This is a genomic window from Streptomyces sp. NBC_00287 (genome assembly GCF_036173105.1).
Classification (GTDB): Bacteria; Actinomycetota; Actinomycetes; order Streptomycetales; family Streptomycetaceae; genus Streptomyces.
Genome location: NZ_CP108053.1, coordinates 1,003,359 through 1,024,756, shown reverse-complemented (window position 1 = coordinate 1,024,756; position 21,398 = coordinate 1,003,359). Strand labels below are relative to the sequence as shown.

17 protein-coding genes are annotated in these 21,398 nt (G+C 71.6%); 13 read left to right on the top strand and 4 right to left on the bottom strand.

Features of this window, described 5'->3' with window-relative positions:
• The first annotated feature begins 7 nt into the window (after window positions 1–7).
• From OHT76_RS05025 to OHT76_RS04995, 7 genes are read left to right on the top strand one after another with little or no spacing between them, the layout of a single operon-like run.
• Window positions 8–343, top strand: coding sequence for a hypothetical protein (locus OHT76_RS05025; RefSeq protein WP_328869520.1), 336 nt, complete (start codon window positions 8–10; stop codon window positions 341–343).
• Window positions 340–720: a GPW/gp25 family protein gene (locus OHT76_RS05020; protein ID WP_328869519.1), complete on the top strand. Its 381-nt coding sequence runs from the start codon at window positions 340–342 to the stop codon at window positions 718–720. The genes OHT76_RS05025 and OHT76_RS05020 overlap by 4 nt, the downstream gene beginning before the upstream one ends.
• Window positions 717–3,791, top strand: coding sequence for a putative baseplate assembly protein (locus OHT76_RS05015; RefSeq protein WP_328869518.1), 3,075 nt, complete (start codon window positions 717–719; stop codon window positions 3,789–3,791). Before OHT76_RS05020 ends, OHT76_RS05015 begins: the two co-directional genes overlap by 4 nt.
• Window positions 3,788–7,468 carry a putative baseplate assembly protein gene (locus OHT76_RS05010; RefSeq protein WP_328869517.1) on the top strand — a complete coding sequence of 1,227 codons (3,681 nt, stop codon included), beginning with the start codon at window positions 3,788–3,790 and terminating at the stop codon, window positions 7,466–7,468. The genes OHT76_RS05015 and OHT76_RS05010 overlap by 4 nt, the downstream gene beginning before the upstream one ends.
• Window positions 7,468–9,591, top strand: a complete 2,124-nt coding sequence (locus OHT76_RS05005; protein WP_328869516.1) for a hypothetical protein — start codon at window positions 7,468–7,470, stop codon at window positions 9,589–9,591. The genes OHT76_RS05010 and OHT76_RS05005 overlap by 1 nt, the downstream gene beginning before the upstream one ends.
• 54 nt (window positions 9,592–9,645) lie before the next feature.
• Complete coding sequence (locus OHT76_RS05000; protein ID WP_328869515.1) at window positions 9,646–11,193, top strand: DUF6519 domain-containing protein; 1,548 nt, start codon at window positions 9,646–9,648, stop codon at window positions 11,191–11,193.
• Window positions 11,193–12,080 (top strand): peptidoglycan-binding protein, encoded by an 888-nt coding sequence (locus OHT76_RS04995; protein WP_328869514.1) that lies wholly within the window; start codon window positions 11,193–11,195, stop codon window positions 12,078–12,080. Before OHT76_RS05000 ends, OHT76_RS04995 begins: the two co-directional genes overlap by 1 nt.
• A 1-nt stretch (window position 12,081) precedes the next feature.
• Here the strand turns inward: OHT76_RS04995 and paaK are convergent, their stop codons facing one another.
• Together paaK and paaI are read right to left on the bottom strand one after the other, a co-directional pair.
• Window positions 12,082–13,395 carry a phenylacetate--CoA ligase PaaK gene (paaK, locus tag OHT76_RS04990; protein WP_328869513.1) on the bottom strand — a complete coding sequence of 438 codons (1,314 nt, stop codon included), beginning with the start codon at window positions 13,393–13,395 and terminating at the stop codon, window positions 12,082–12,084.
• Window positions 13,392–13,805: a hydroxyphenylacetyl-CoA thioesterase PaaI gene (paaI, locus tag OHT76_RS04985; protein ID WP_328869512.1), complete on the bottom strand. Its 414-nt coding sequence runs from the start codon at window positions 13,803–13,805 to the stop codon at window positions 13,392–13,394. Before paaI ends, paaK begins: the two co-directional genes overlap by 4 nt.
• A gap of 162 nt (window positions 13,806–13,967) precedes the next feature.
• On the opposite strand from paaI, the gene paaA reads away from it, so the two are divergent.
• The 5 genes from paaA to paaE are packed head-to-tail and all read left to right on the top strand — an operon-like array spanning window position 13,968 to window position 17,666.
• Window positions 13,968–14,936, top strand: coding sequence for a 1,2-phenylacetyl-CoA epoxidase subunit PaaA (paaA, locus tag OHT76_RS04980; protein ID WP_328869511.1), 969 nt, complete (start codon window positions 13,968–13,970; stop codon window positions 14,934–14,936).
• Complete coding sequence (gene paaB, locus OHT76_RS04975; RefSeq protein WP_328869510.1) at window positions 14,933–15,223, top strand: 1,2-phenylacetyl-CoA epoxidase subunit PaaB; 291 nt, start codon at window positions 14,933–14,935, stop codon at window positions 15,221–15,223. The genes paaA and paaB overlap by 4 nt, the downstream gene beginning before the upstream one ends.
• A 9-nt stretch (window positions 15,224–15,232) precedes the next feature.
• On the top strand, window positions 15,233–16,060 hold the full coding sequence (paaC, locus tag OHT76_RS04970; RefSeq protein ID WP_328869509.1) for a 1,2-phenylacetyl-CoA epoxidase subunit PaaC: 828 nt from the start codon (window positions 15,233–15,235) through the stop codon (window positions 16,058–16,060).
• On the top strand, window positions 16,054–16,560 hold the full coding sequence (gene paaD / locus OHT76_RS04965) for a 1,2-phenylacetyl-CoA epoxidase subunit PaaD (RefSeq protein ID WP_328869508.1): 507 nt from the start codon (window positions 16,054–16,056) through the stop codon (window positions 16,558–16,560). The genes paaC and paaD overlap by 7 nt, the downstream gene beginning before the upstream one ends.
• On the top strand, window positions 16,560–17,666 hold the full coding sequence (paaE, locus tag OHT76_RS04960; protein WP_328869507.1) for a 1,2-phenylacetyl-CoA epoxidase subunit PaaE: 1,107 nt from the start codon (window positions 16,560–16,562) through the stop codon (window positions 17,664–17,666). Before paaD ends, paaE begins: the two co-directional genes overlap by 1 nt.
• Before the next feature lie 145 nt (window positions 17,667–17,811).
• Here paaE and OHT76_RS04955 read toward each other — a convergent pair whose 3' ends face one another.
• Window positions 17,812–19,977, bottom strand: a complete 2,166-nt coding sequence (locus OHT76_RS04955) for a hypothetical protein (RefSeq protein ID WP_328869506.1) — start codon at window positions 19,975–19,977, stop codon at window positions 17,812–17,814.
• A gap of 153 nt (window positions 19,978–20,130) precedes the next feature.
• Window positions 20,131–20,526 (bottom strand): DUF5997 family protein, encoded by a 396-nt coding sequence (locus tag OHT76_RS04950; RefSeq protein WP_328869505.1) that lies wholly within the window; start codon window positions 20,524–20,526, stop codon window positions 20,131–20,133.
• A gap of 83 nt (window positions 20,527–20,609) precedes the next feature.
• Between OHT76_RS04950 and OHT76_RS04945 the strand changes: the two genes are divergently transcribed.
• Window positions 20,610–21,395, top strand: coding sequence for a LysR family substrate-binding domain-containing protein (locus tag OHT76_RS04945; protein WP_328869504.1), 786 nt, complete (start codon window positions 20,610–20,612; stop codon window positions 21,393–21,395).
• Window positions 21,396–21,398 lie beyond the last annotated feature (3 nt).

Here is a 21,398-nt window from a genome sequence, read left to right as displayed (position 1 = left end):
AACCAAGTTGTCCGGGAGTCTGCTCGATGCGGGTGCCGTGATCGGCTGCCCGCACGGCGGTCGTGCGAGCGCCGCCACCACACCCACCGCGGCCGTGCTCATCGACGGCCGGGCCGTCGCGACGGCCGCGCACACCTACGCCGTCACCGGCTGCCCGCACACCGTGAACGGGGTACCCACGCCGTGCGTCACCGTCCGCTTCACCGCCGACGGCAGCGGCGTCACCGTCGACGGCGCACCCGTGCTGCTCGACACCTCCGCGGCCCAGTGCCTGAGCGCGGCCTTCGTCCCGCAGGGACCGCCTGTCGTCCAGGCCGCGCAGCGAAAGGTCACCGTCCGATGAGCCCACGCACCCGCAGCGACCTCGCCTTCCCCTTCCGGCCCGACCGCCGCGGCCGCACCGGGCACGCGAGCCACGGCGAGCACGTCCACGACCTGATCGAACAGCTGCTGTTCACCAGCCCCGGCGAGCGCGTGATGCGCCCCGACTTCGGCTGCGGACTGCTCGACCTGGTCTTCGCCCCGACCAGCCCGGAACTCGTCAGCACCCTCGAACTGTCCGTCCAGGCCTCGCTCCAGCGCTGGCTCGGCGACCTCATCGAGGTCGAGGCGCTCGACGTGGTCGGCGACGACAACACCGTCCGCGTGTACCTGTCCTACGTGCTGCGCGCCACCGGCGCCCGCCGCGACGACGTCTTCGAAGGGAGGGCCGCCGCGTGATCACTTCCCGTCGCGGCAAGGTGCGCGCCGCCCAGCTCAACGGAGTCGACGCCGTCGAGGTCGGCGACGACGGCCTGCTGCTCACCGTCACCTTCCTCGGCAAGGCCCCGCACGGCCTCGGCCCCGAGAACGTCCGCATCGACGGCGGCCGCCGTATCACCGGCATCACCGCCGTCGACGTCAGCGTGGAACGCGAGGAGGACCCCGAGCTCGACGACCGGCTCTACGTCACCCTCGACAAGTCCGGCGACACCTCTCGCTACCGGCTCTCCCTGGTCGAGGCCGACCCCTACGGCCGCCCCGGCACGGAACCCTTCCGCGGCTTCGACCAGCGCTACCACAGCGCGGAGTTCGCCTTCCTGCCCGACTGCCCAACTCCCTTCGACTGCAAGGAAGAAGAGCCGCACACCTCGGACTTCCCAGCCGCCCCCGTCATCGACTACACGGCCCGCGACTACGACACCATCCGCAAACTCCTGCTGGACCGGCTCGCGCTCACCACCCCCGACTGGATCGAGCGCAACCCCGCCGACCTCGGCATGACCCTGGTCGAGCTGCTCGCCCACACCGGCGACCAGATCAGCTACCAGCAGGACGCGGTCGCCACCGAGGCCTACCTCGACACCGCGCGCCGCCGGGTCTCCGTACGCCGTCATGTCCGGCTCATCGACTACGCGATGCACGACGGCTGCACGGCACGGGCGTACGTCTCGGTGGAGACCGCGGGCGATCACACCCTCGCCCCCGGCACCTACCGCTTCGCCTCCGTCGACGTACGCACCCTCGACCCGCACGACCGCCCGGAGCCCGGCACCGTCGTCGACGAGAGCGACCTCGGCGACCTCGACGAGCGCGGCTCGGTGGAGGTCTTCGAACCGGTCGTCACCGCCGACCCCCTCGAACTGCGCGTCGCCCACAACGCGATCCGCCTGTGGACCTGGGGAGGCGAGACCCGCACTCTCCCCAAGGGCGCCACCGCCGCCACCCTGCGCGACGAGTGGGTCGACCCGGAGACCTGCCAAGGCCGCCGACTCGACCTCAGGCCCGGTGACGTGCTGATCCTGGAGGAGGTCAAGGGCCCGCGCACCGGCACGCCTGGCGACGCCGACCCAGCCCACCGCCAGGCCGTCCGCCTGACCACCGTCACCCCCGCCGTCGACCGCATCGAGGACCAGCCGGTCCTGGAGGTCACCTGGGCCGCCGAGGACGCCCTGCGCTTCCCGCTGTGCCTCACCACCCGCGGCGGACGCGACTGCCTGCCCGTCGAGGACGTGACCCTGGCCCGCGGCAATGTCGTCCTCGTCGACCACGGCCGCACCCTGACCGGCCTGCCGGAGACGTTCACCGTGCCGCAAGAGCCCGCCGTCGTCGCCCCCTGCGACCCTCCCGCCTTCGGCTGCTGGGACCGCGACGAGGGCAACGCGCCCGCAAGGCTCATCAACTCGCTCACGGACCAGACGGAATCCGGCCGGGCCCTGCGCCCCGACGACATCCGCGAACTCTTCGACGTCGTCGGCGAGAGCGCCACCACCCGCGCCGGACTCGGCCTCGAACGCGCCGGACAGCGGCACGAACAGGTTGTCCCCGGCACGGCGTACGCCCAGGCCGCCGCCCTGCGCCGACTGCTCGCCCAGTCCGTGTACCCCGGCATCCGGCCCCGCTTCCGCCCCGTCCTCGGTCGGACGCCCGTCGCCCAGGCCGTGCCCTTCCCCGACCCCGCGACGGTCGCCGCCGGGCAGGCCGAGCGCATCGCCGCCATCCCCGGCCGGATCCGGCAGCGCCTGGTCGACCTGTGGCGCAGCGCCCGCGACCGGGACGGGCTCGGCGAGGAGGAGATCGCCGAACTGACCGTCGTCTACGGCCTGAAGACGCTGGAGCGCCTCGAACTGCGCCGCCATCCGGTGCGCGCCCTGCGTGAACTCCTGCACCGCAGCGACCGGTTGCTCGACGGCAAGCTGCGCCGCATCGAGGTGCTCACGGCACGCGCCCGCGCCGGAACCGTCCTCGACGGGCACATCGCCTGGGAGATCGCGCACAGTTGGGGCCCGGCCTACGCGGCAGGACTGCACCCCGACGAGCCCGTGCTGCGCGGCTCCGCGACCGCCGGGCTCGCCCAGGACCCGCGCCGCGCCCTGCCCGCCGTACGCCTCCTCGAAGAGGACGCCGTGTGGCGGCCGCGCCGCGACCTGCTGGACAATGGTCCCCGCGATCGGCATTTCGTGGGGGAGCTGGAGGACGACGGGCGACTTGCCCTGCGCTTCGGTGATGCACGGCCGGCCCCGGGCGCGCGGCTCGCTGTGGGGTACCGGCTCGGTGGCGGCACCGGGGGCAACGTCGGCGCCGAGGCCATCAACCACCTCGTCGTGGCCGCCGACTGCGAGCCGCCGCCCGCCGCCGTGGTCCGCAACCCGCTGCCCGCCACCGGTGGCACCGACCCCGAACCGCTGCAGCAGGTACGTCAGTTGGCCCCGCTCGACCTGCGTCGCACCCGGCTGCGCGCGGTCACCGCGGAGGACTACGCAGCCCTCGCAAGTGGACTCCCCGGCGTCCAGCGCGCCGCAGCCGAGCTCCGCTGGACCGGCAGTGTCCAGGAGGCGCACATCGCCATCGACGCGCTCGGCAGCGGCGCACCGACGGCCGAACTGCTCGCCGAGGTCACCCAGTCCCTGGAGGCGTACCGGCGTATCGGCCACGACCTGGTCGTCGGCCCCGCCCGGCTGGTCCCGCTGGACATCGCGCTGACCGTGTGCGCCCTGCCCGGCCACCAGCACGGCCAGATCCTGGCCGAGCTGTACCGCGTGCTCGGTGCGGGCCCGGGCGGGTTCTTCCACCCGGACGCCCAGACCTTCGGCGACCCGGTCCGGCTCAGTCGGCTGGTCGCGGTGGCGGCGGCGGTGCAGGGCGTGGAGAGCGTCGAAGTCACCCGGCTGCGACGGCTGTTCGAGCAGGACCGAGGAGAGAGGGAGGACGGCGTGCTGCGGCTCGGCCCGCTGGAGATCGCCACCTGCGACAACGACCCCGACCGGCCGGAGAACGGCCGACTGGCGATATCCCTGGGAGGTGCCCGATGAGCCAGGCGTGCTCCTGCGGCGGAGCGTGCGGCGGCCACGACGAACGGCTCGCCCCCGACCCGCTGCACAACCCACCCGGCCGCACCGCGCTCGACTACCGCGTCGGCGAGTACGGCTCCTTCCTGGCCGCCCTCCTCGACCGGCTGGCCTCACCGGCGTACCCCGCGCTCGACGGGCTGACCGTCCGTACCCCCGACGACCCGGCGATCGGCCTGCTCGACGCCACCGCGGTCCTCGGCGACCTGCTCACCTTCCACTCCGAGCGGATCGCCGACGAGGCGTATCTCCGTACGGCGAACGAGCACCGGTCGCTGGCGCTGCTGGGCCGGCTCGTCGGCCACCGGCCGCGGCCCGGTGTCGCCGCGGCGACACATCTGGCGTACACCCTGGAACGCGATCCGCGCGCCGAGGCGCTGCCCGTGCTGATCCCGCGCGGCGCGCGCAGCCACAGCGTGCCCGCGTCTGCCGACGAGGAGTCGCTGACCTTCGAGACGAGCCGGGATCTGCTGGCTCGGTGGGACTTCAACGAGCTGAAGGTGCGGCGCCGTCGGCCCTCACTGCTGACCCCCTCGGATCTTGAGCGGCGGTCCGAGATCTTTGTCGAGGGGACGGCGAACTCCCTTCAGACCGGGGACCAGTTGCTCTTCGTCTTCGGTGAGCAGGCGGGTGGAGAGCGGCTGTTGCTTCCGGTCGCCAAGGCGCGTGTCGACCGGGACGACGAGATCACCGCGATCTCTTTGCCCAAGTCACCGCCGCCTACTTTGAAGGAGCTCGTTGATGAGGTTCGGCGGTGGACCGGATCTGAACAGCCGCGGCCGGTCAGTCGGTTGATCGAGGACTTCGAGGATCAGGTCCTTGCGCCGCTTCGGGGCGATCTTGATGGGATCAGCAGTCCCGAGCGGCTTGCGGCTCGTCTTGCGGAGCCGGTTGCTCGGCTTGGTGAGGCTCAGGTGTTGGCTGCGGCGTATGAGGAGGTGGCCGCTTGGTTCGAGCGGTTGGAGGCCGTTCTGGCGGACATCGCCGAGCGTGCTTTGGAGTTGGCTCCGGCGCAGAGTGATTCGGCTGCGGCGCCGCGGGGGCCGGCCGCGCCCCTGGGCGGCGATTCGCGTGCCGCTGCATTTCAGGCCCTCAGCGCTCTGCTTCCCGCCCTCCGTGCCACCCCTGGCTCGGCGACCCCCGCACGCCCCAGCACCGACCCCGTCGGACTCCTCGCCGCTCTCAACCCCAGCCTCTACCCCGCCTGGCGAAAGGCCGCCGCCCCCACCAACCCCCGCCTCCTTCGCGAACTCCTCGCCATGCGCGTCACCGCCGCCCCCTTCGGCGCCACCGCACCTCTCAAGCCCGTCCAGGACGACCGCGGTCGGGTCATCCGTACCGCCGACTGGCCGCTCACCGGTGCCGTGCTGGCGAGCATGCGGGTCGTGTTCGATCCGGCGGGCAAGGTGCCGGTACGGGCCGAGTTCCAGTACGTCGAGGGCAGCGGCTCCGATCAGCGCAGTGAGAACCTGCCGGTCACCCAGCCGGTGCAGTTCGTGCTCGGCACCGGCCAGGTCGATCTGTCCGTCCGCTCCGGTCAGGACCGCGATCTGAACTGGCTCAACCGCAGGCCGGCCGACTCCCAGGAGCCCGGCGTCACCGCTCGCTTCCACTCGGGGCTGCCCGAGCGCACGCTGTTCGTCTCCCGGCCCGGTGAGGACGGTCTGATCCAGGTCGGCATCCACAACGGCACCTCCCAGCAGGTACCCATGCGGCCCGGCGCCAGTGAGCAGTTCACGCACGGCGAGTACGAGATCAGCGTCCGGTACACGGTGGGCAGCACCGAGCCCAACGTCGAGGTCGTCATCGCCTCCAAGCCCGAACCCGTCAACCGCCGCGTCCTCCAGCTAGACACCGTGCACGCCGGGATCACCGTCGGCAGCTGGGTGGCGATCCAGCGCCCGGCGAAGGGCAAGGGGGTCCCCGGCGACGCCAAGCTGGCCTTCGTGACCACCCAGGTCGTGGCGGCGCGTACGGCGGCGTACACCAACTACGGCATCACCGGCCGGGGCACCGAACTCACCCTCGCCGACCCGTGGTTGGACGAGTTCGACGTACTGCTCTCGCACATCCGCGACACGACTGTGCATGCCGCGGGCGAGCCGCTGCGCTTGGCCGACGAACCCCTCGGCGAGGACGTGCACGGCGACGAGATCGAACTCGCCGAGCTGTACGACGGTCTGCGGCCCGGCCGCACGTTGATCGTCACCGGTGAGCGCAGCGACATCCCCGGCACGGCGGGCGTCCCGGCCACCGAGGTCGTCACCGTCGCCACCGCCGACCCGGCCGTCGACACCCAACTCCCGGGCGACCGCCTCCACACCCGGCTCACCCTCACCCCGGGACTCGCTCACCGCTATCGCCGCGAGAGCGTGCGGATCCTCGGCAATGTCGTCGAGGCCAGCCACGGTGAGAGCCGCGAGGAGGCCATCGGCAGCGGCGACTCCGACCGGGTGAACCAGACGTTCGCGCTGTGGCAGTCCCCGCTCACCTGGCTCGCCGACGACAACCCCCTCGGCGCCACCGCGGTCCTGGAGATCCGCGTCGACGGCGTCCTGTGGCACGAGGTCGACAGCCTCGCCGGACGCGGCCCGGCCGAGCGTGTCTACATCACCGGCTCCACCGGCGACGGCCGTACGACGGTGACCTTCGGCGACGGTGTGCACGGCGCCCGACTGCCCTCGGGGCACGAGAACATCCGCGCCCGCTACCGCTTCGGCACCGGCAAGGCCGCAAACGTCGCCGCCGACCGGATCACCCAGCCGCTCACCCGGCCGCTCGGCGTCACCAGGGTCACCAACCCCCTGGCCGCGAAGGGCGGTTCGGATGCGGACGGGCCCGGTCTGACCCGCCGTACGATCCCGCTCGCCGTCTCCGCCCTGGACCGGCTGGTGTCCGCCGCCGACTACGAGGACTTCGCCCGCTCCCGCGCCGGCATCGGCCGGGCCACCGCGCGTGAACTCTTCGACGGGCGACGACGCGTCCTGCATGTCACCGTGGCCGGTGCCGACGATGTGCCGCTGGACAGCTCCGACACCTTGGATGCGCTGCGCGGTGCGCTCACCGCATACGGGGATCCGAACCTCCCCGTCCGCGTGGACGCCCGCGAACTGGTCCTGCTCCTCCTTGCCGCCCGGGTGAAGGTAGCTCCTGACCATGCCTGGGAGATCGTCGAGCCCCGGCTGCGCCAGGCGCTGCTGCGCCGACTCGGCTACGAGGGCCGCGAGTTGGGGCGACCGGCCCGGCTCTCCGAGATCCTCGCCACGGCCCACTCCGTGCCCGGCGTCGACTATGTGGACGTCGATGTCTTCACCGGCGTCCCCGCCTCGGCCACCCCCGAGGAACTCACCGGCATCCTCACCGACCCCGGCCCGCCCAAGGCCTCGGTCCCGGCGCACCCGGCGACGTACGACGAGAAGATCCACACCGTCCGCGCCGAGAACGGCGAGACGCTGTCCGAGATCTCCGGCCGCTACGGCGTCCCGCTCGCCGAACTCCTGCGCCTCAACCCCGACATCACCGACACCCGGCGCCTGCCCAAAGGCCGGTCGGTGTTCGTCTTCCGCGGTATCCGCCCGGCCCAGCTCGCCCTGCTGTCGCCGAAGGCCGTGGACACGCTGATTCTGACGGAGGTCAAGTGATGCCCCAGGACGTCCGGTTCGAGACGGCCGTGACCAGGGAGCCGGACGGTCTTGCCGCGCTGCTGCCCCGCTGGCACCTCCTGCGCGACGCCGAAGCGGGCGGCGCCCTGCGTGAGCTGCTGGCGGTCATGGCCGAGCAGCTGGACCAGGTCCGTGACGGTGTCGAGCAGGGCTATGAGGACCTGTTCGTGGAGACCGCGGCTCCCTGGGTGCTGCCGTACCTGGGCGACCTGGTCGGCTATCGCACCCTGCCCGGCTACGAGCGCGTTCTCACCACCGGTCTGCACGACGGTGGCCGCGCCGCACTCGCCAAGGCAGTCGCCCCGCGCTCCGATGTGGCGGCGACGGTCGGCAACCGCCGCCGCAAGGGCACTTTGCATCTGCTGGAGGAGATCTCCGAGCAGGTCGCCGGCTGGCCCGCGCGGGCCGTGGAGCTGTCCCGCATGGTCGCCCACAACCAGTCGGTGAAGCTGCACCGGGACACGGGCCGAGGTCGGCTCCTGGACCTCCGGGACAACTCCGCACTCGACCTCGCGGGCGGTCCCTTCGGTGCTACGGCCCACACGGTCGACGTCCGGCGCGCCAATTCCCCCAAGAATCAAGGCGGTTTGAGCCCGGCCGGAGTCGCCCTCTTCGTCTGGCGGCTCAAGGCGCACTCGCTGACGTCCTCCCCGGCGTACTGCATCGACCGCGCCCGCAACCTCTACACCTTCTCGATCCTCGGCAACGACACCCCGCTGGTCACCAAGCCGTTCCCGGAACCGTCGCCCACCCACATCGCGACGATCGACAACGTCCCCGCCTTCATTCGCCGCCGACAACTCCACGACCGGCTGCTGGACTACTACGGCCCCGGCAAGAGCTTCGTCATCCGGCGCGACGGCGAGGACAAGCCCGTACCGCCGTCCGACATCGTGGTCGCCGACCTGTCGGAGTGGCGCTACCGGCCCAAGCGCGGGCAGGTGGCCGTCGACCCCGAGCTCGGCCGGATCGCCTTCGGGGCCCGGTCCGCGCCCCGGCAGGGCGTCTGGGTGGACTACCACTACGCGGCCGCCGCAGACATGGGCGGCGGCGAATACGACCGCCACGACCGGGTCGCGCGTCCCGACGCCGAGGTCTACCGCGTCGGACCGGGGCAGCCGTACCGGCAGATCATGGACGCCTACCGGGCCTGGCAGAGCGAACGCGGCCCGGAGCGTGCCGGCGTCATCGAGATCACCCACAGCGGCGCCTACCAGGAGCAGCTGGACTTCGACCTCGACCCCGGCGACCGACTCGAACTGCGGGCGGCCGAGGGGACGCGGCCGGTGATCCGGCTGCTCGACTGGTACAGCAACCGGCCCGACGCCCTCAACATCCGTGCCGTGGACGACAGTTGCGCCCCGCACGAGCGTCCGCGGATCACCCTCGACGGACTCCTCGTCGCCGGGCGCGGCATCAACGTCACCGGCCCCATGGGCGCCGTGGTCGTACGGCACTCGACGCTCGTGCCCGGCTGGTCGCTGGAGCCCGAGTGCGTGCCGCACTCTCCGGAGGAGCCCAGCATCGTCCTGGAGCGCACCACCGCCTGTCTCCAGGTCGAGCACAGCATCCTCGGCACCATCGAGGTCATCGGCGACGAGGTGAGCGAGGACCCCCTCGACATCCATCTGCGCGACAGCGTCCTCGACGCCACCGGCCACGACCGCGAGGCCCTTTCGGCGCCCGACTGCCGGCACGCCCACGCCGTACTGCATCTGCACCGCACCACGGTGATCGGCGAGATCCACACGCACGCCGTCGAGATCGCCGAGAACTCGATCATCACCGGCAGGCTGCACGTGGCCCGGCGCGGCATCGGCTGCCTCCGCCACTCGTACGTCCCCGCCGGATCCCGTACGCCCCGCAGGTACCGATGCGTCACGGACGTACGGCCGTTGTTCGTCTCCGAGCGCTACGGCACGCCCTGGTACGGGCTGCTCGCCGACCGGTGCCCCGAGGAGATCAGGCGCGGCTCCGACGACGGCGCCGAGCTGGGCGCCTTCCACGATCTGTACCGGCCGCAGCGTGAGGACGGTCTGCGGGCGCGGCTCGCGGAGTACACGCCGGCCGGCACCGACGCCGGGATCGTCTTCGTGACGTGAGCCGCACCGACACCGACGTGAACCGCACATTCCTGAACCAGGGGGACCCCCTTCATGCACGCTGACCTCTCCCGCCTCACGTTCCGCCCGGAGCGGCACTACTCGGCGGTGATCGCCCAGCAGGGCCGCGTCCAGCTCGACGCCGACACCAACGAGCAGACCGCGATCCAGCTCCACCAGGCCCGCACCCTCGCCGCCGATCTGATCGGCCGGCACGGCGGGCCGCGCGACGCCGCAGGCTTCCGCATCGAGTACGTGGGCGGACGGCACGAGATCGACACCCTGTTCATCCACGGCGGCCGCTACTACGTCGACGGCATCCTGTGCGACGCCGACCGCCCGGCGCCCGGCGTGCCGGTGCCCGACGAGGAGGCCGAGGAGCAGGACACCGCGGCGCCGCCCACGCACTGGACGTACTGGGACCAGCCCGACGCGTACCTGGACCCGGAGCGGCCCGGCGACCGGCTGCCCTCGCCCGCCCAGTCGCCCTTCGTCGTCTATCTGAAGGTGTGGGAGCGCTCGGTCAGCGCCGCCGAGGACCCGGCGCTGCGCGAGGTCGCCCTCGGCGCCGCCCTGCCGGACACCACCGCCCGCATGAAGATCGTCTGGCAGGTGCTGCCGCTGTCGCTGGCCGCGCTGGACATCGAGGACGCCGAACCGTCCAAGGAGGTCGTGCGCGCTGCCTTCGACAAGTGGGCCGCCCGCCGGTCCGCCCCCTCCGCCCGGCTCGCCGCCCGCAGCGAACGGCCCGACCACGCCGACGAGGACCCCTGCCTGGTCAAGCCGGACGCCCGCTACCGCGGCCCGGAGAACCAGCTGTACCGCGTCGAGATCCACGCCGGGGGAGCCGCGAAGGACGCCACCTTCAAGTGGTCCCGCGAGAACGGCTCGGTGGTCTTCCCGGTCGACGAACTCGACGGCACCTGGGTGCAGTTGGCGTCCCTCGGCCACGACGCCAAGCTGGACCTGGACGTCGGCGACCTCGTCGAGTTCACGGACACCGCCTACGCCTCCCGGCTGGAACCCCTCCCGCTGCTGCGAGTTGAAGAGCTGGACCTGCCGGGCCGTCGCGTCCGCCTGAGCGCGGAGCCGGATGCGGGCGTCGGGCGGCTGCCCCACCTCAACCCGTTCCTGCGCCGCTGGGACCACCACGAGGGCCCCAAGCGCAAGGGCCGTACAACTGCCCTGCGCGGCGGTGCAGTTCCCGTCGCGGAGGGGGAGTGGCTGCCATTGGAGGACGGCGTCGAGGTCTACTTCGCCAAGGACGGCGCCTACCGCACCGGCGACCACTGGATCATCCCGGCCCGTACCGCCACCGGCAGCGTGGAGTGGCCCGTCGACCCGGCCCGCCGCCCGCTGCTCCAGGCACCCACCGGCATCGCCCGCCACTTCGCCCCGCTCGCCCTGGTCAAGGGCGAGTACGGCGCCGTAGATCTGCGTCTGGCCTTCAGCCCCCTGGCCAGCAGCGTCCCGGCGGCCGACGAGGCGACGCTCGCCGTGGAGGAACAGGCCCGCCGCGAGGAACAGGCCGCGGAGGACCCCTCCGGTGGCCGGTCGCAGACCACGGCCGAGGCCGAGGCCGCGGCGGAAGGAGACGAGTGATGGCCAAGCCGCTGAGCGCGTCCAAGATGGTGGAGATCCTGCGCGCGGAGGGCCTGACGGTCCACGAGGTACGCAGCTGGCGCACCCACAACCGCAACAGCAAGGGCCCCTGGGGCCCGGTGAACGGCGTGATGATCCACCACACCGTCACCTCCGGCACCAACGCCTCCGTCGACATCTGCTACGACGGCTACTCCGGCCTGCCGGGGCCGCTCTGTCACGGCGTCATCGACAAGAAGGGCCACATCCACCTCGTCGGCAACGGCCGTGCCAACCACGCCGGGCTCGGCGACAGCGACGTCCTGCGCGCCGTGATCAACGAGACGAAACTGCCCGCCGACAACGAGGCCGACACCGACGGCAACCGGCACTTCTACGGCTTCGAGTGCATCAACCTCGGGGACGGCAGGGACCCTTGGCCGGAAGCGCAGAAGGAGGCCATCGAGAAGGTGGCCGCCGCGATCTGCCGCCACCACGGCTGGAGCGAGCGGTCCGTCATCGGCCACAAGGAGTGGCAGCCGGGCAAGACGGACCCGCGCGGCTTCACGATGGACGGCATGCGCAAGCGCATCGCCGGACGCCTCGGCGGCAAGGCCCCGGAGCCCGACCCGAAGCCCGCCCCGCCCAAGCCGTCGTACGAGCCCTTTCCGGGGAGCGGCTTCTTCCACATCGGGCAGAAGTCGCCGATCATCACGGCCATGGGCCGTCGACTGGTCGCCGAGGGCTGTGGGCGGTACGAGGACGGCCCCGGTCCGGAGTGGACCGAGGCCGACCGTCGCTCGTACGCCGCCTGGCAGCAGAAGCAGGGCTTCAAGGGCAAGGACGCGGACGGCATTCCCGGCCGGGTGACCTGGGAGCGGCTGAAGGTGCCGAACGGGCCCAACTGAGCTATTCCTGACGGAGATCCTTGACGCGCTTGAGCTTGCCGAGCGAGCGCTCCAGGGTCTCCGGCTCGACGATCTCCACGTCGACGCTGACCCCGACGCCGTCCTTCATGCCCTGGGCGATGGCCCCTGCGGCCGCCTGCCGCTGCCCGGGGCCGGCGTCGGGGCGCGCCTCGACGCGGACGGTCATATGGTCCATGCGGCCGCGCCGGGTGAGCTGGATCTGGAAATGCGGGGCGACACCCGGGGTGCGCAGCACGATCTCCTCGATCTGGGTGGGAAAGACGTTCACCCCGCGCAGGATGATCATGTCGTCGCAGCGGCCGGTGACCTTCTGCATCCGGCGGAAGGCGGGGCGGGCGGTGCCCGGCAGCAGCCGGGTCAGGTCCCGGGTGCGGTAGCGGATGATCGGCAGCGCCTCCTTGGTGAGCGAGGTGAACACGATCTCGCCCTCCTCGCCCTCGGCCATGATCTCGTCCGTGACCGGGTCGACCACCTCCGGGTAGAAGTGGTCCTCCCACACATGCAGCCCGTCCTTGGTCTCCACGCACTCCTGCGCCACACCGGGGCCGATCACCTCGGACAGCCCATATATGTCCACGGCGTGGATGGCCGTGCGCTCCTCGATCTCGCGGCGCATCTCCTCCGTCCACGGCTCGGCGCCGAAGATGCCCACCTTCAGGGAGGTCTCGCGCGGATCGACGCCCTGCTTCTCGAACTCGTCCAGCAGGGTGAGCATGTAGGACGGGGTGACCATGATGATCTCGGGCCGGAAGTCCTGGATGATCTGCACCTGGCGTGCCGTCATTCCGCCGGAGGCGGGGATCACCGTGCAGCCGGCCCGTTCGGCGCCGTAGTGCGCGCCGAGTCCGCCCGTGAACAGGCCGTAGCCGTAGGAGATGTGCACCTTGTGGCCGGGGCGGCCACCCGCGGCACGGATCGAGCGGGCGACGACGTCCGACCACATCGACAGGTCGTTCTCGGTGTAGCCGACGACCGTGGGACGGCCCGTGGTCCCACTGGAGGCATGCACGCGCCGCACCTCGGACATCGGCACGGCGAACATGCCGAACGGATAGGTGTCCCTGAGGTCGGCCTTGGTGGTGAAGGGGAACCGGGCGAGGTCCTCCAGCGTGCGGCAGTCGTCCGGGGCGACCCCGGCCTCGTCGAACTTCTTGCGGTACAGCTCGACGTTGTCGTACGCGTGTCGCAACGTCGAGCGCAGACGGTCGAGTTGGAGTTCCCTCAGCTGCTCGCGGGTGAGTCTTTCGCCGTCGTCCAGCAGGTCGTGGGGGAGGGGTTCGCCCAGGTTGCTCATCGCGACTCCTTCGTCGTGTCCCGGACCGTGCGGCTGCGACCGCGGAACTCCGCTATCGCCTCGTCGCCGCGCAGGACGCTCACGTCGTAGATACCACTGCGGCCGAACCGGGTCCGCTCCTCGGCGCGGGCCACCAGGACGTCCCCCTCGTGCGCCGGAGCGACGAAGGTGATGTCGGCGCCCGCCGCGACCGTCACCGGGCCGTGGCTGTTGCACGCGCAGGCGAAGGCGGTGTCGGCAAGTAGGAACACATAGCCGCCGTGGGCGATGCCGTGGCCGTTCACCATGGCCGGGGTCACGGTCATGCGCAGGACGGCCGTGCCCTCGCCGTGCTCCAGCAGCTCGATCCCGAGACCCTGGGAGGCCTCGTCCGCGGCGAACATCGCCTCGGCCGGATTTGTCGTGGGCATCTCCACCACCTCGCGTCCCAACCGACCATTCGGTCACCCTGTGGCACCGGCCAAACAACCAGCCCTGTCACCGCCTGTCAAGGGCGGCGAAGGGTCTTGCCGAGGGCCGGAAAAGGCGTCACACTGGTACCGAACGAATGGTCGGTTGGGAAGCTGGTGCAGATGACCACGACACACCTCGCCGAGGCCTCGCCCCCGGACGCCCTGCAAGAGCACTTCGACGCCACGATCGCGCGCGACCAGCGGATCGAGCCGCGCGACTGGATGCCGGACGGTTACCGCAAGACGCTGGTCCGGCAGATCGCGCAGCACGCCCACTCGGAGATCATCGGGATGCAGCCCGAGGGTGAGTGGATCACCCGCGCGCCGTCGCTGCGCCGCAAGGCCATCCTGTTCGCCAAGGTGCAGGACGAGGCCGGACACGGGCTCTATCTGTACTCGGCGGCGGAGACGCTCGGCGCGGACCGCGCGGATCTCACGGACCGGCTGATCGAGGGCCGCCAGAAGTACTCGTCGATCTTCAACTACCCGACGCTGAGCTTCGCCGACGTCGGTGTGATCGGCTGGTTCGTCGACGGCGCCGCGATCTGCAACCAGGTCCCGCTGTGCCGCAGCTCCTATGGCCCCTACGCGCGCGCGATGGTCCGCATCTGCAAGGAGGAGTCCTTCCACCAGCGGCAGGGCTACGAACTGCTGTTGACGATGATGCGCGGCACCGACGCCCAGCGCGAGATGGTGCAGGACGCGGTGAACCGCTGGTGGTGGCCCTCGCTGATGATGTTCGGCCCGCCCGACGACGCCTCCCCCAACTCGGCGCAGTCGATGGCCTGGAAGATCAAGCGGCACAGCAACGACGAACTGCGCCGGCGCTTCGTCGACATGACCGTCCCGCAGGCCGAGAAGCTCGGCGTGACGCTGCCCGACCCGGAGCTGAAGTGGAACGCCGAGCGCGGCCACCACGACTTCGGCACCCCGGACTGGGACGAACTGATGCGGGTCATCAAGGGCGACGGACCGTGCAACGCCCAGCGGATGGAACGGCGCAGAAGCGCCCACGAGGAAGGCGCCTGGGTGCGCGAGGCGGCCACCGCCCACGCGGCCAAGCGGGCCCGGAAGGAGTCGGCGGCATGAGCAGCTCGCAGAACTGGCCGCTGTACGAGGTGTTCGTGCGCGGCAAGCGCGGCCTGAACCACGTCCATGTGGGCTCGCTGCACGCCGCCGACGACACGATGGCCCTCACCCACGCGCGGGACCTGTACACCCGGCGCAACGAGGGCGTGTCGATCTGGGTGGTGCGCTCCGAGCACATCGCCGCCTCCACCCGGGACGAGAAGGACCCCTTCTTCGCCCCCAGCGCGGACAAGGTGTACCGCCACCCGACGTTCTACGACATCCCCGACGATGTCCCGCACATTTAGGAGCCGGGGATGAGTGAGGACCACGTCTATCTGACCCTCGCCGAGGGCCACGAGGACGACAGCCGCTGGGCGTACGGCACCGGCTTCGAGGACCCCCTGCACGGCGTCGACACGACCGTGCCCGAGGGCGTCGACGCCGGTGAACTCGCGGCGTCCTGCATCGCGTTGGCCGACGATGCCCTGATCGAGGCCCAGCGCCTCGCCGAGTGGATCACCCGCGCCCCCGAGCTGGAGGAAGAGGTCGCGCTCGCCAACATCGGCCTCGACCTGCTCGGCCAGGCTCGTCTGCTCTACTCCCGCGCCGGACAGGCCGACGGCACCGACCGTGACGAGGACGCCTACGCCTACTTCCGCGACGCCGGCGACTTCCGCAACGTCCGCCTGGCCGAACTCCCGAACGGCGACTTCGCGTTCTCCATCGTCCGGCTGCTGGTCCTGTCCAGCTGGCGCCTCGCCCACTTCGAGCGGCTCGTCTCCCACCCCGACCCGGTGCTGTCCGCCGTCGCCGCCAAGGGCGTCAAGGAGCTGACCTACCACCGGCAGTACGCCGCCGAATGGGCCGTCCGCCTGGGTGACGGCACCGAGGAGTCCCACCGCCGTATGCGCAAGGCCGTCGAGCAGGTCGCGCCGTACCTCGGCGAGCTGTTCACCGCCTACGACGTACGCGATGAGGTCGTCGCCGTGCTGCGCCAGGTGACGGAGGAGGCCGGACTGCCCATGCCGGTGTACCGGCCGTCCCCCGGCTCCGGCCGCGACGGCGAGCACACCGAGCATCTCGCCCCGCTCCTCGCCGAGTTGCAGAGCGTGGCCCGCGCCCTCCCGGGGGCGACATGGTGACCCTCCAGCTCGACGCACGGCACGCACGGCACATCGCCGAGCAGGTGCCGGACCCCGAGCTGCCCATGCTGACCCTCGCCGACCTGGGCGTCCTGCGCGAGGTGACGCTCACCGAGGACGGCACCGTCGTCGCGGAACTGACCCCGACCTACTCGGGCTGCCCCGCCATGGCCGAAATGCGCGCCGACGTCGCCGCCCGGCTCCGGGACGCCGGGTACGCGCGCGTGCAGATCCGCACCGTCCTGAACCCGCCGTGGACCAGCGACTGGATCACTCCGGAAGGCCGCCGCAAGCTCGCCGAGCACGGCATCGCCCCGCCCGGTGCCGCCCCGCGCGGCCCGGTGCCGCTCACGCTGGCACCCACCCGGCGCACAGTGCACTGCCCGCGCTGCGGATCGGCGGACACCGAGGAGACCTCCCGGTTCGCCGCCACCTCCTGCAAGGCGCTCTGGCGCTGCCGCGCCTGCCGCGAGCCGTTCGAGTACGTCAAGGAGATCTGATGGCCCCGACCGCCCCCGCCGAGGCCCTGAAGCCGCGCCCGCGCCGCCGCCCGGTCTTCCACCCGCTGCGGATCGCCGCGGTGCAGCCGCTGTGCGAGGACGCCGCCGCCGTCGGCTTCGAGATCCCGCCCGAGCTGGCCGAGGAGTTCGCCTTCGCGCCCGGCCAGTCCCTGACCCTGCGGCGCGAGATCGACGGCCGCGACGAGCGCCGCTCGTACTCGATCTGCACCCCCGCCGGAACGGCCCCGCGCATCGGCGTACGGGTGGTGCCCGGCGGCCTGTTCTCGTCCTGGCTGGTCAACGAGCTGCGCCCCGGCGACACCGTCGAAGTGATGGCCCCCACCGGCAACTTCACCCCCGACCTGACCACCCCCGGCCACCATGTGCTGCTCGCCGCCGGCTCCGGCATCACTCCCATGCTGTCCATCGCCGAGTCCGTCCTGGCCGCCGACTCCCGCTCCACGGTCACCCTCTTCTACGGCAACCGCCGCAGCGGCACGGTGATGTTCGCCGACGAACTGGCCGACCTGAAGGACCTCTACCCGAGCCGCTTCCAGCTCGCCCACGTGCTCTCCCGCGAACCCCGGGAGGCCGAGGTGCTCTCCGGCCGCCTCGACGCCGAGCGGCTCTCGGCGCTCATCGACGGCCTGGTCGATGTCACGACGGCCGACCACTGGTGGCTGTGCGGCCCGCACGGCATGGTCCGCGACGCCCAGCGCGTCCTCGACGGACTCGGTGTCCCGGCCGACCGCGTCCACCAGGAGCTCTTCTACGCCGACGACGAGCCCGTACGCGAGGTGCACCACACGGAGTCCGGACCGACCGGCCCCGTCAGCCAGGTCACCCTCGTCCTCGACGGCCGCTCCACCACCTCCGCTCTCTCCAGGGAGCGGAGCATCCTCGACAGCGCCCAACGCACCCGCCCCGACCTGCCGTTCGCCTGCAAGGGCGGCGTCTGCGGCACCTGCCGGGCCCTGGTCACCGACGGCAAGGCGGACATGCGCCGCAACTTCGCCCTCGAACCGGCGGAGGTGGACGCGGGGTACGTCCTGACGTGCCAGTCGTACCCGGTGTCCGAGACGCTGACGGTGGACTACGACAGCTGAAAAAGGCCTCCGGCCGTCCCGCGTGAGGGGACGGCCGGAGGCCTCAAGCCGAGGGCGAGGAAAGCGATGGGACTATCATCGAATTCCGTTTTCGCGGAGGTAGAAGGAAGCCCCTTCATGGCCTCGCCACGGCTCACGCTATCAGTCACTCCGGGATCAGGTCGCGCAGATTTTCGAGGGTGACGATCCGCGAGTCCGGGTGCAGCCCCTCGGGCCGCTGGAGCCCGATGTAGGTGACGGGACCGTCCGGGACCTTCTCCCCGTCCCACACAGTCACATCACCGCCGACCATCAGCTCCGCCAGGTATCGCACCGTCAACTGCTCGCGCTCCACGATGCCCCGCAGCAGCGTCGCCACCGACACCTTGTTGCCCTCGACCCGGTTGTAGTGCGGCGTGCCCCTCAAGTACAGGTGCAGCCACTTGGCCCGCCACTGCCCGTCGGCCCCGCGCAGGAACGCGAGCGGCAGAGCCACCCGGCCAGGACCGCGCAGCTCCGACTTCATCCGCACGGTCCGCGGCTCGAACGGCCGCCCCTGCTGCTCGCCCTCCCGCAGCATGAACCCGAAGAACGACTCCGCGACCTCCTCGAAGCCCTCCCCGGAGTAGAGGTTGACCTCAGGCACGACGAACGTCCCGCGCACGGCCCCCAGCCGCAGGTTGATGAACTCCGAGGCCCCGTCGGGCGCTTCGGTGATGTCACCGGAGTGCTCGCCCTCCACCTCCGTGAGGTTGGTGTACGACAGCCAGCAGACCGTCTCGTAGTCGGCGTCCAGCATCAGCGCCGACAGGTCGTAGTCGGTGTCACGGCGCCGCTGCTTCCAGTACACGAAGAACCGCAGCAGCTCGCCCTCGACCGGCGAGAGGGAACCGCGGGGCAGCACACCGAGCCCGGCCGCCGTGGCCCGACCGCTGAGGGGCAGTGCGACATCGAGGACGTCCGGGTCGACGAGCAGATGTCCCGGGTCCGGCAGCCGACGGCGGATCTCGGCGTCGAGCGCGCCGATCAGACGCTCGCGCTCGGGCACCGGCACCGGCGCGCGCAGATCGTCCGTCACCCAGGCACGTCCGAGCCGGTTGATGAACACCCGGCGCCGGCCCGTCTCTTCGGCCCGGTTGTGCAGATGCTCGCGCACCGACAGCAGGACGCGCCCCGAAACCTCCGGGGCGACCGCCTCGGCGGCGGCCACGACGGCGTCCCGCTCCTCCTGTGTACGGCACGTACGCAGCAGCCGGTCCAGCGACCGGAACAGCCGACCGGGCGCAGCCTTCAGCAACTCCGCCGCCCCTGCGACATCGTCCGCGCCGAGCAGCTCCTCCACCCGGCGGTCGAAGGACGGCGCCTTCCGCTCGCCGCGCGCCACCGCGAACACCTCGGCGGCGTGCGGCCACTGCGGATACTCGTGCGGATGCAGCCGCTCACCGAGCCGCTTGAACGCCTCCCGGTGCACCGGTACGTCGGCGAGCTTGCCGGGCGCCTCGGCCACGACGGAGTCGAGCCCCGCGAGCAGCGCACGGCGCGCCGGACGCGACAGCGCCCGGAAGCGGGTCGGCTCCTGAAGGGTGACATCACCGTCGGACAGTGCGCAGGCCAGCCGCAGTACGTCCGTGACCGTGTCCAACCGCAGCCCGGACCCCGCCTGCAGCCGGGCCCGGTTGACCACGGCCCGGTTCTCCCGCACCGGGATCGCCTCGGGCTGCGGCCCGTCGGCACAGATCCCGACGAGGATCGCGAGGTCGCCGAGGCGCTCGTCGCCCAGCGGTGTGGTGGACCCGGCGAGCGCGACATACAGGCCGCCGACCTCGTCCGAGAGCTCACCGCCCAGATGCAGCACGGTCACCCGGTCACCGCCGGCGGCGATCAGCTCGTCGTGGGCGGCGAGCATCTCGGCGTACGAGTGCTGGTAGCGGCCGTACGAAGGGAGCGTGAGCAGGTTCACCACTCCGCTGCTCAGCTGGGCGAGGATCTCGGGCCGTACCGACTCGTCGGCCAGGGCCTGGACGATGCAGTCCCGCCAGAAGTCGAGGGTGTCCGGCACGTTCGCCGGGAAGTCGACGAAGTAGACGTTGTGCCGGACGTGGTCGCCGACCATCTCGCGGACGGTGTCGAGCGTGCGCTCGGCGGTTTCGACGACCGTGTCCGCGGACAGCCCCGACAGGTGCTCCAGCAACTCCGCCGAGAGCTTGAAGCCCACGGACATCAGCGCGGCGTCGAACTGCCGCGCCGCGACCTCGCCTGCGCCCTCGGGTCCCGAGGGCCGGGGGAGACGGTGGGTGTGCCGGATGACCAGCGATTCCAGGCTGCGATCCATGCCGGGATGCTCCCAGAACCGCACGCGTGTACGCACTTGGGTTTCGGTGCGGCAAGAGCGTTGCGGCGCGGGTTATGGGCCCTGGCAGCCGTGTGTACCAGTTCCCGCCCGCACGGTTGCAGGAGCGGCTCGCGGCGATGCCGGAGAGCGAGGTCAGGAGTCCTGTCGGGCCGCCCGTTCGGCCTGCTTCTCCTTGATGCGGACCGTCTCCTTGCGGACTTCGGCCTGCGTGGCGCGCTCCTTCTGCAGCCACTCGGGCTGCTCCTGCTTCAGCGCCTCGATCTGCTCGGTGGTGAGCGGCTCGGTGACCCCGCCCCGGGCGAGGCCCGCGATGGAGACGCCGAGCTTCGCCGCGACCACCGGACGGGGGTGCGGGCCCTTGGCGCGCAGCTCACGCAGCCACTCGGGCGGGTCCGCCTGGAGGGCGTTCAGCTCGGCGCGCGAGACCACGCCCTCCTGGAACTCGGCGGGGGTGGCCTCGAGGTACACACCCAGCTTCTTGGCCGCGGTGGCGGGCTTCATCGTCTGGGTGGTCTGGTGCGACGTCATGGGTCAAGGGTATCGAGTGGGTGAACGACCGCTGACCACGACTGCCGACCATGCCCGCCGACCACGGCCGGTAACCTGGCCAGGTGACAGGCTCGGAAGCACCCCCATCGTTCCGGCTCGCGTACGTTCCCGGAGTGACACCCTCGAAGTGGGTGCGGATCTGGAACGAGCGCTACCCCGGTGTCCCTCTGGAGCTCCTCCCGGTCACCGCGGCCGAGGCGCCCGAGGTGTTGCGGAATGGTGGCGCCGACGCCGGTTTCGTCCGGCTGCCGGTCGACCGTACGTTCTTCAGCGCGATCCCCCTCTACTCCGAGACCACCGTCGTCGTGGTGCCCAAGGACCACGCCGCGGCGGCCGTGGAGGAGGTCACCGCGGAGGATCTCGCCGACGAGGTCGTCTTCCATCCGCTGGACGACGTGCTCGGCTGGGAGCAGCCGCCGGGACAGCCCGGTTTCGAGCGCCCCGCCACCACCGCGGACGCCATCGAGCTCGTCGCGGCGGGCGTCGGCCTCCTGGTCGTCCCCCAGTCGCTGGCCCGCCTCCACCACCGCAAGGACCTCACCTACCGCACCCTGGTGGACGCCCCCCAGTCGGACATCGCCCTGTCCTGGCCGGAGGAGGCCACCACCGACCTCGTCGAGGACTTCATCGGCGTCGTCCGCGGGCGCACGGCGAACAGCACCCGGGGCCGCTCCACTCCCCAGCCCCAGGAGCAGCCGAAGCGCAAGCGCCCCGAAGGCGGCGACGGCCGCCGCAAGCCCGCCGCCGGCAAGGGACAGCGGGCCGGCGGCGGGTCGGGCAAGGGCGGCGCGGGTGCGGGCAAGGGCGGTGGCGCCCGGCGCGCCGGCAAGCCCCGCCGCCGGTCGTAGGCG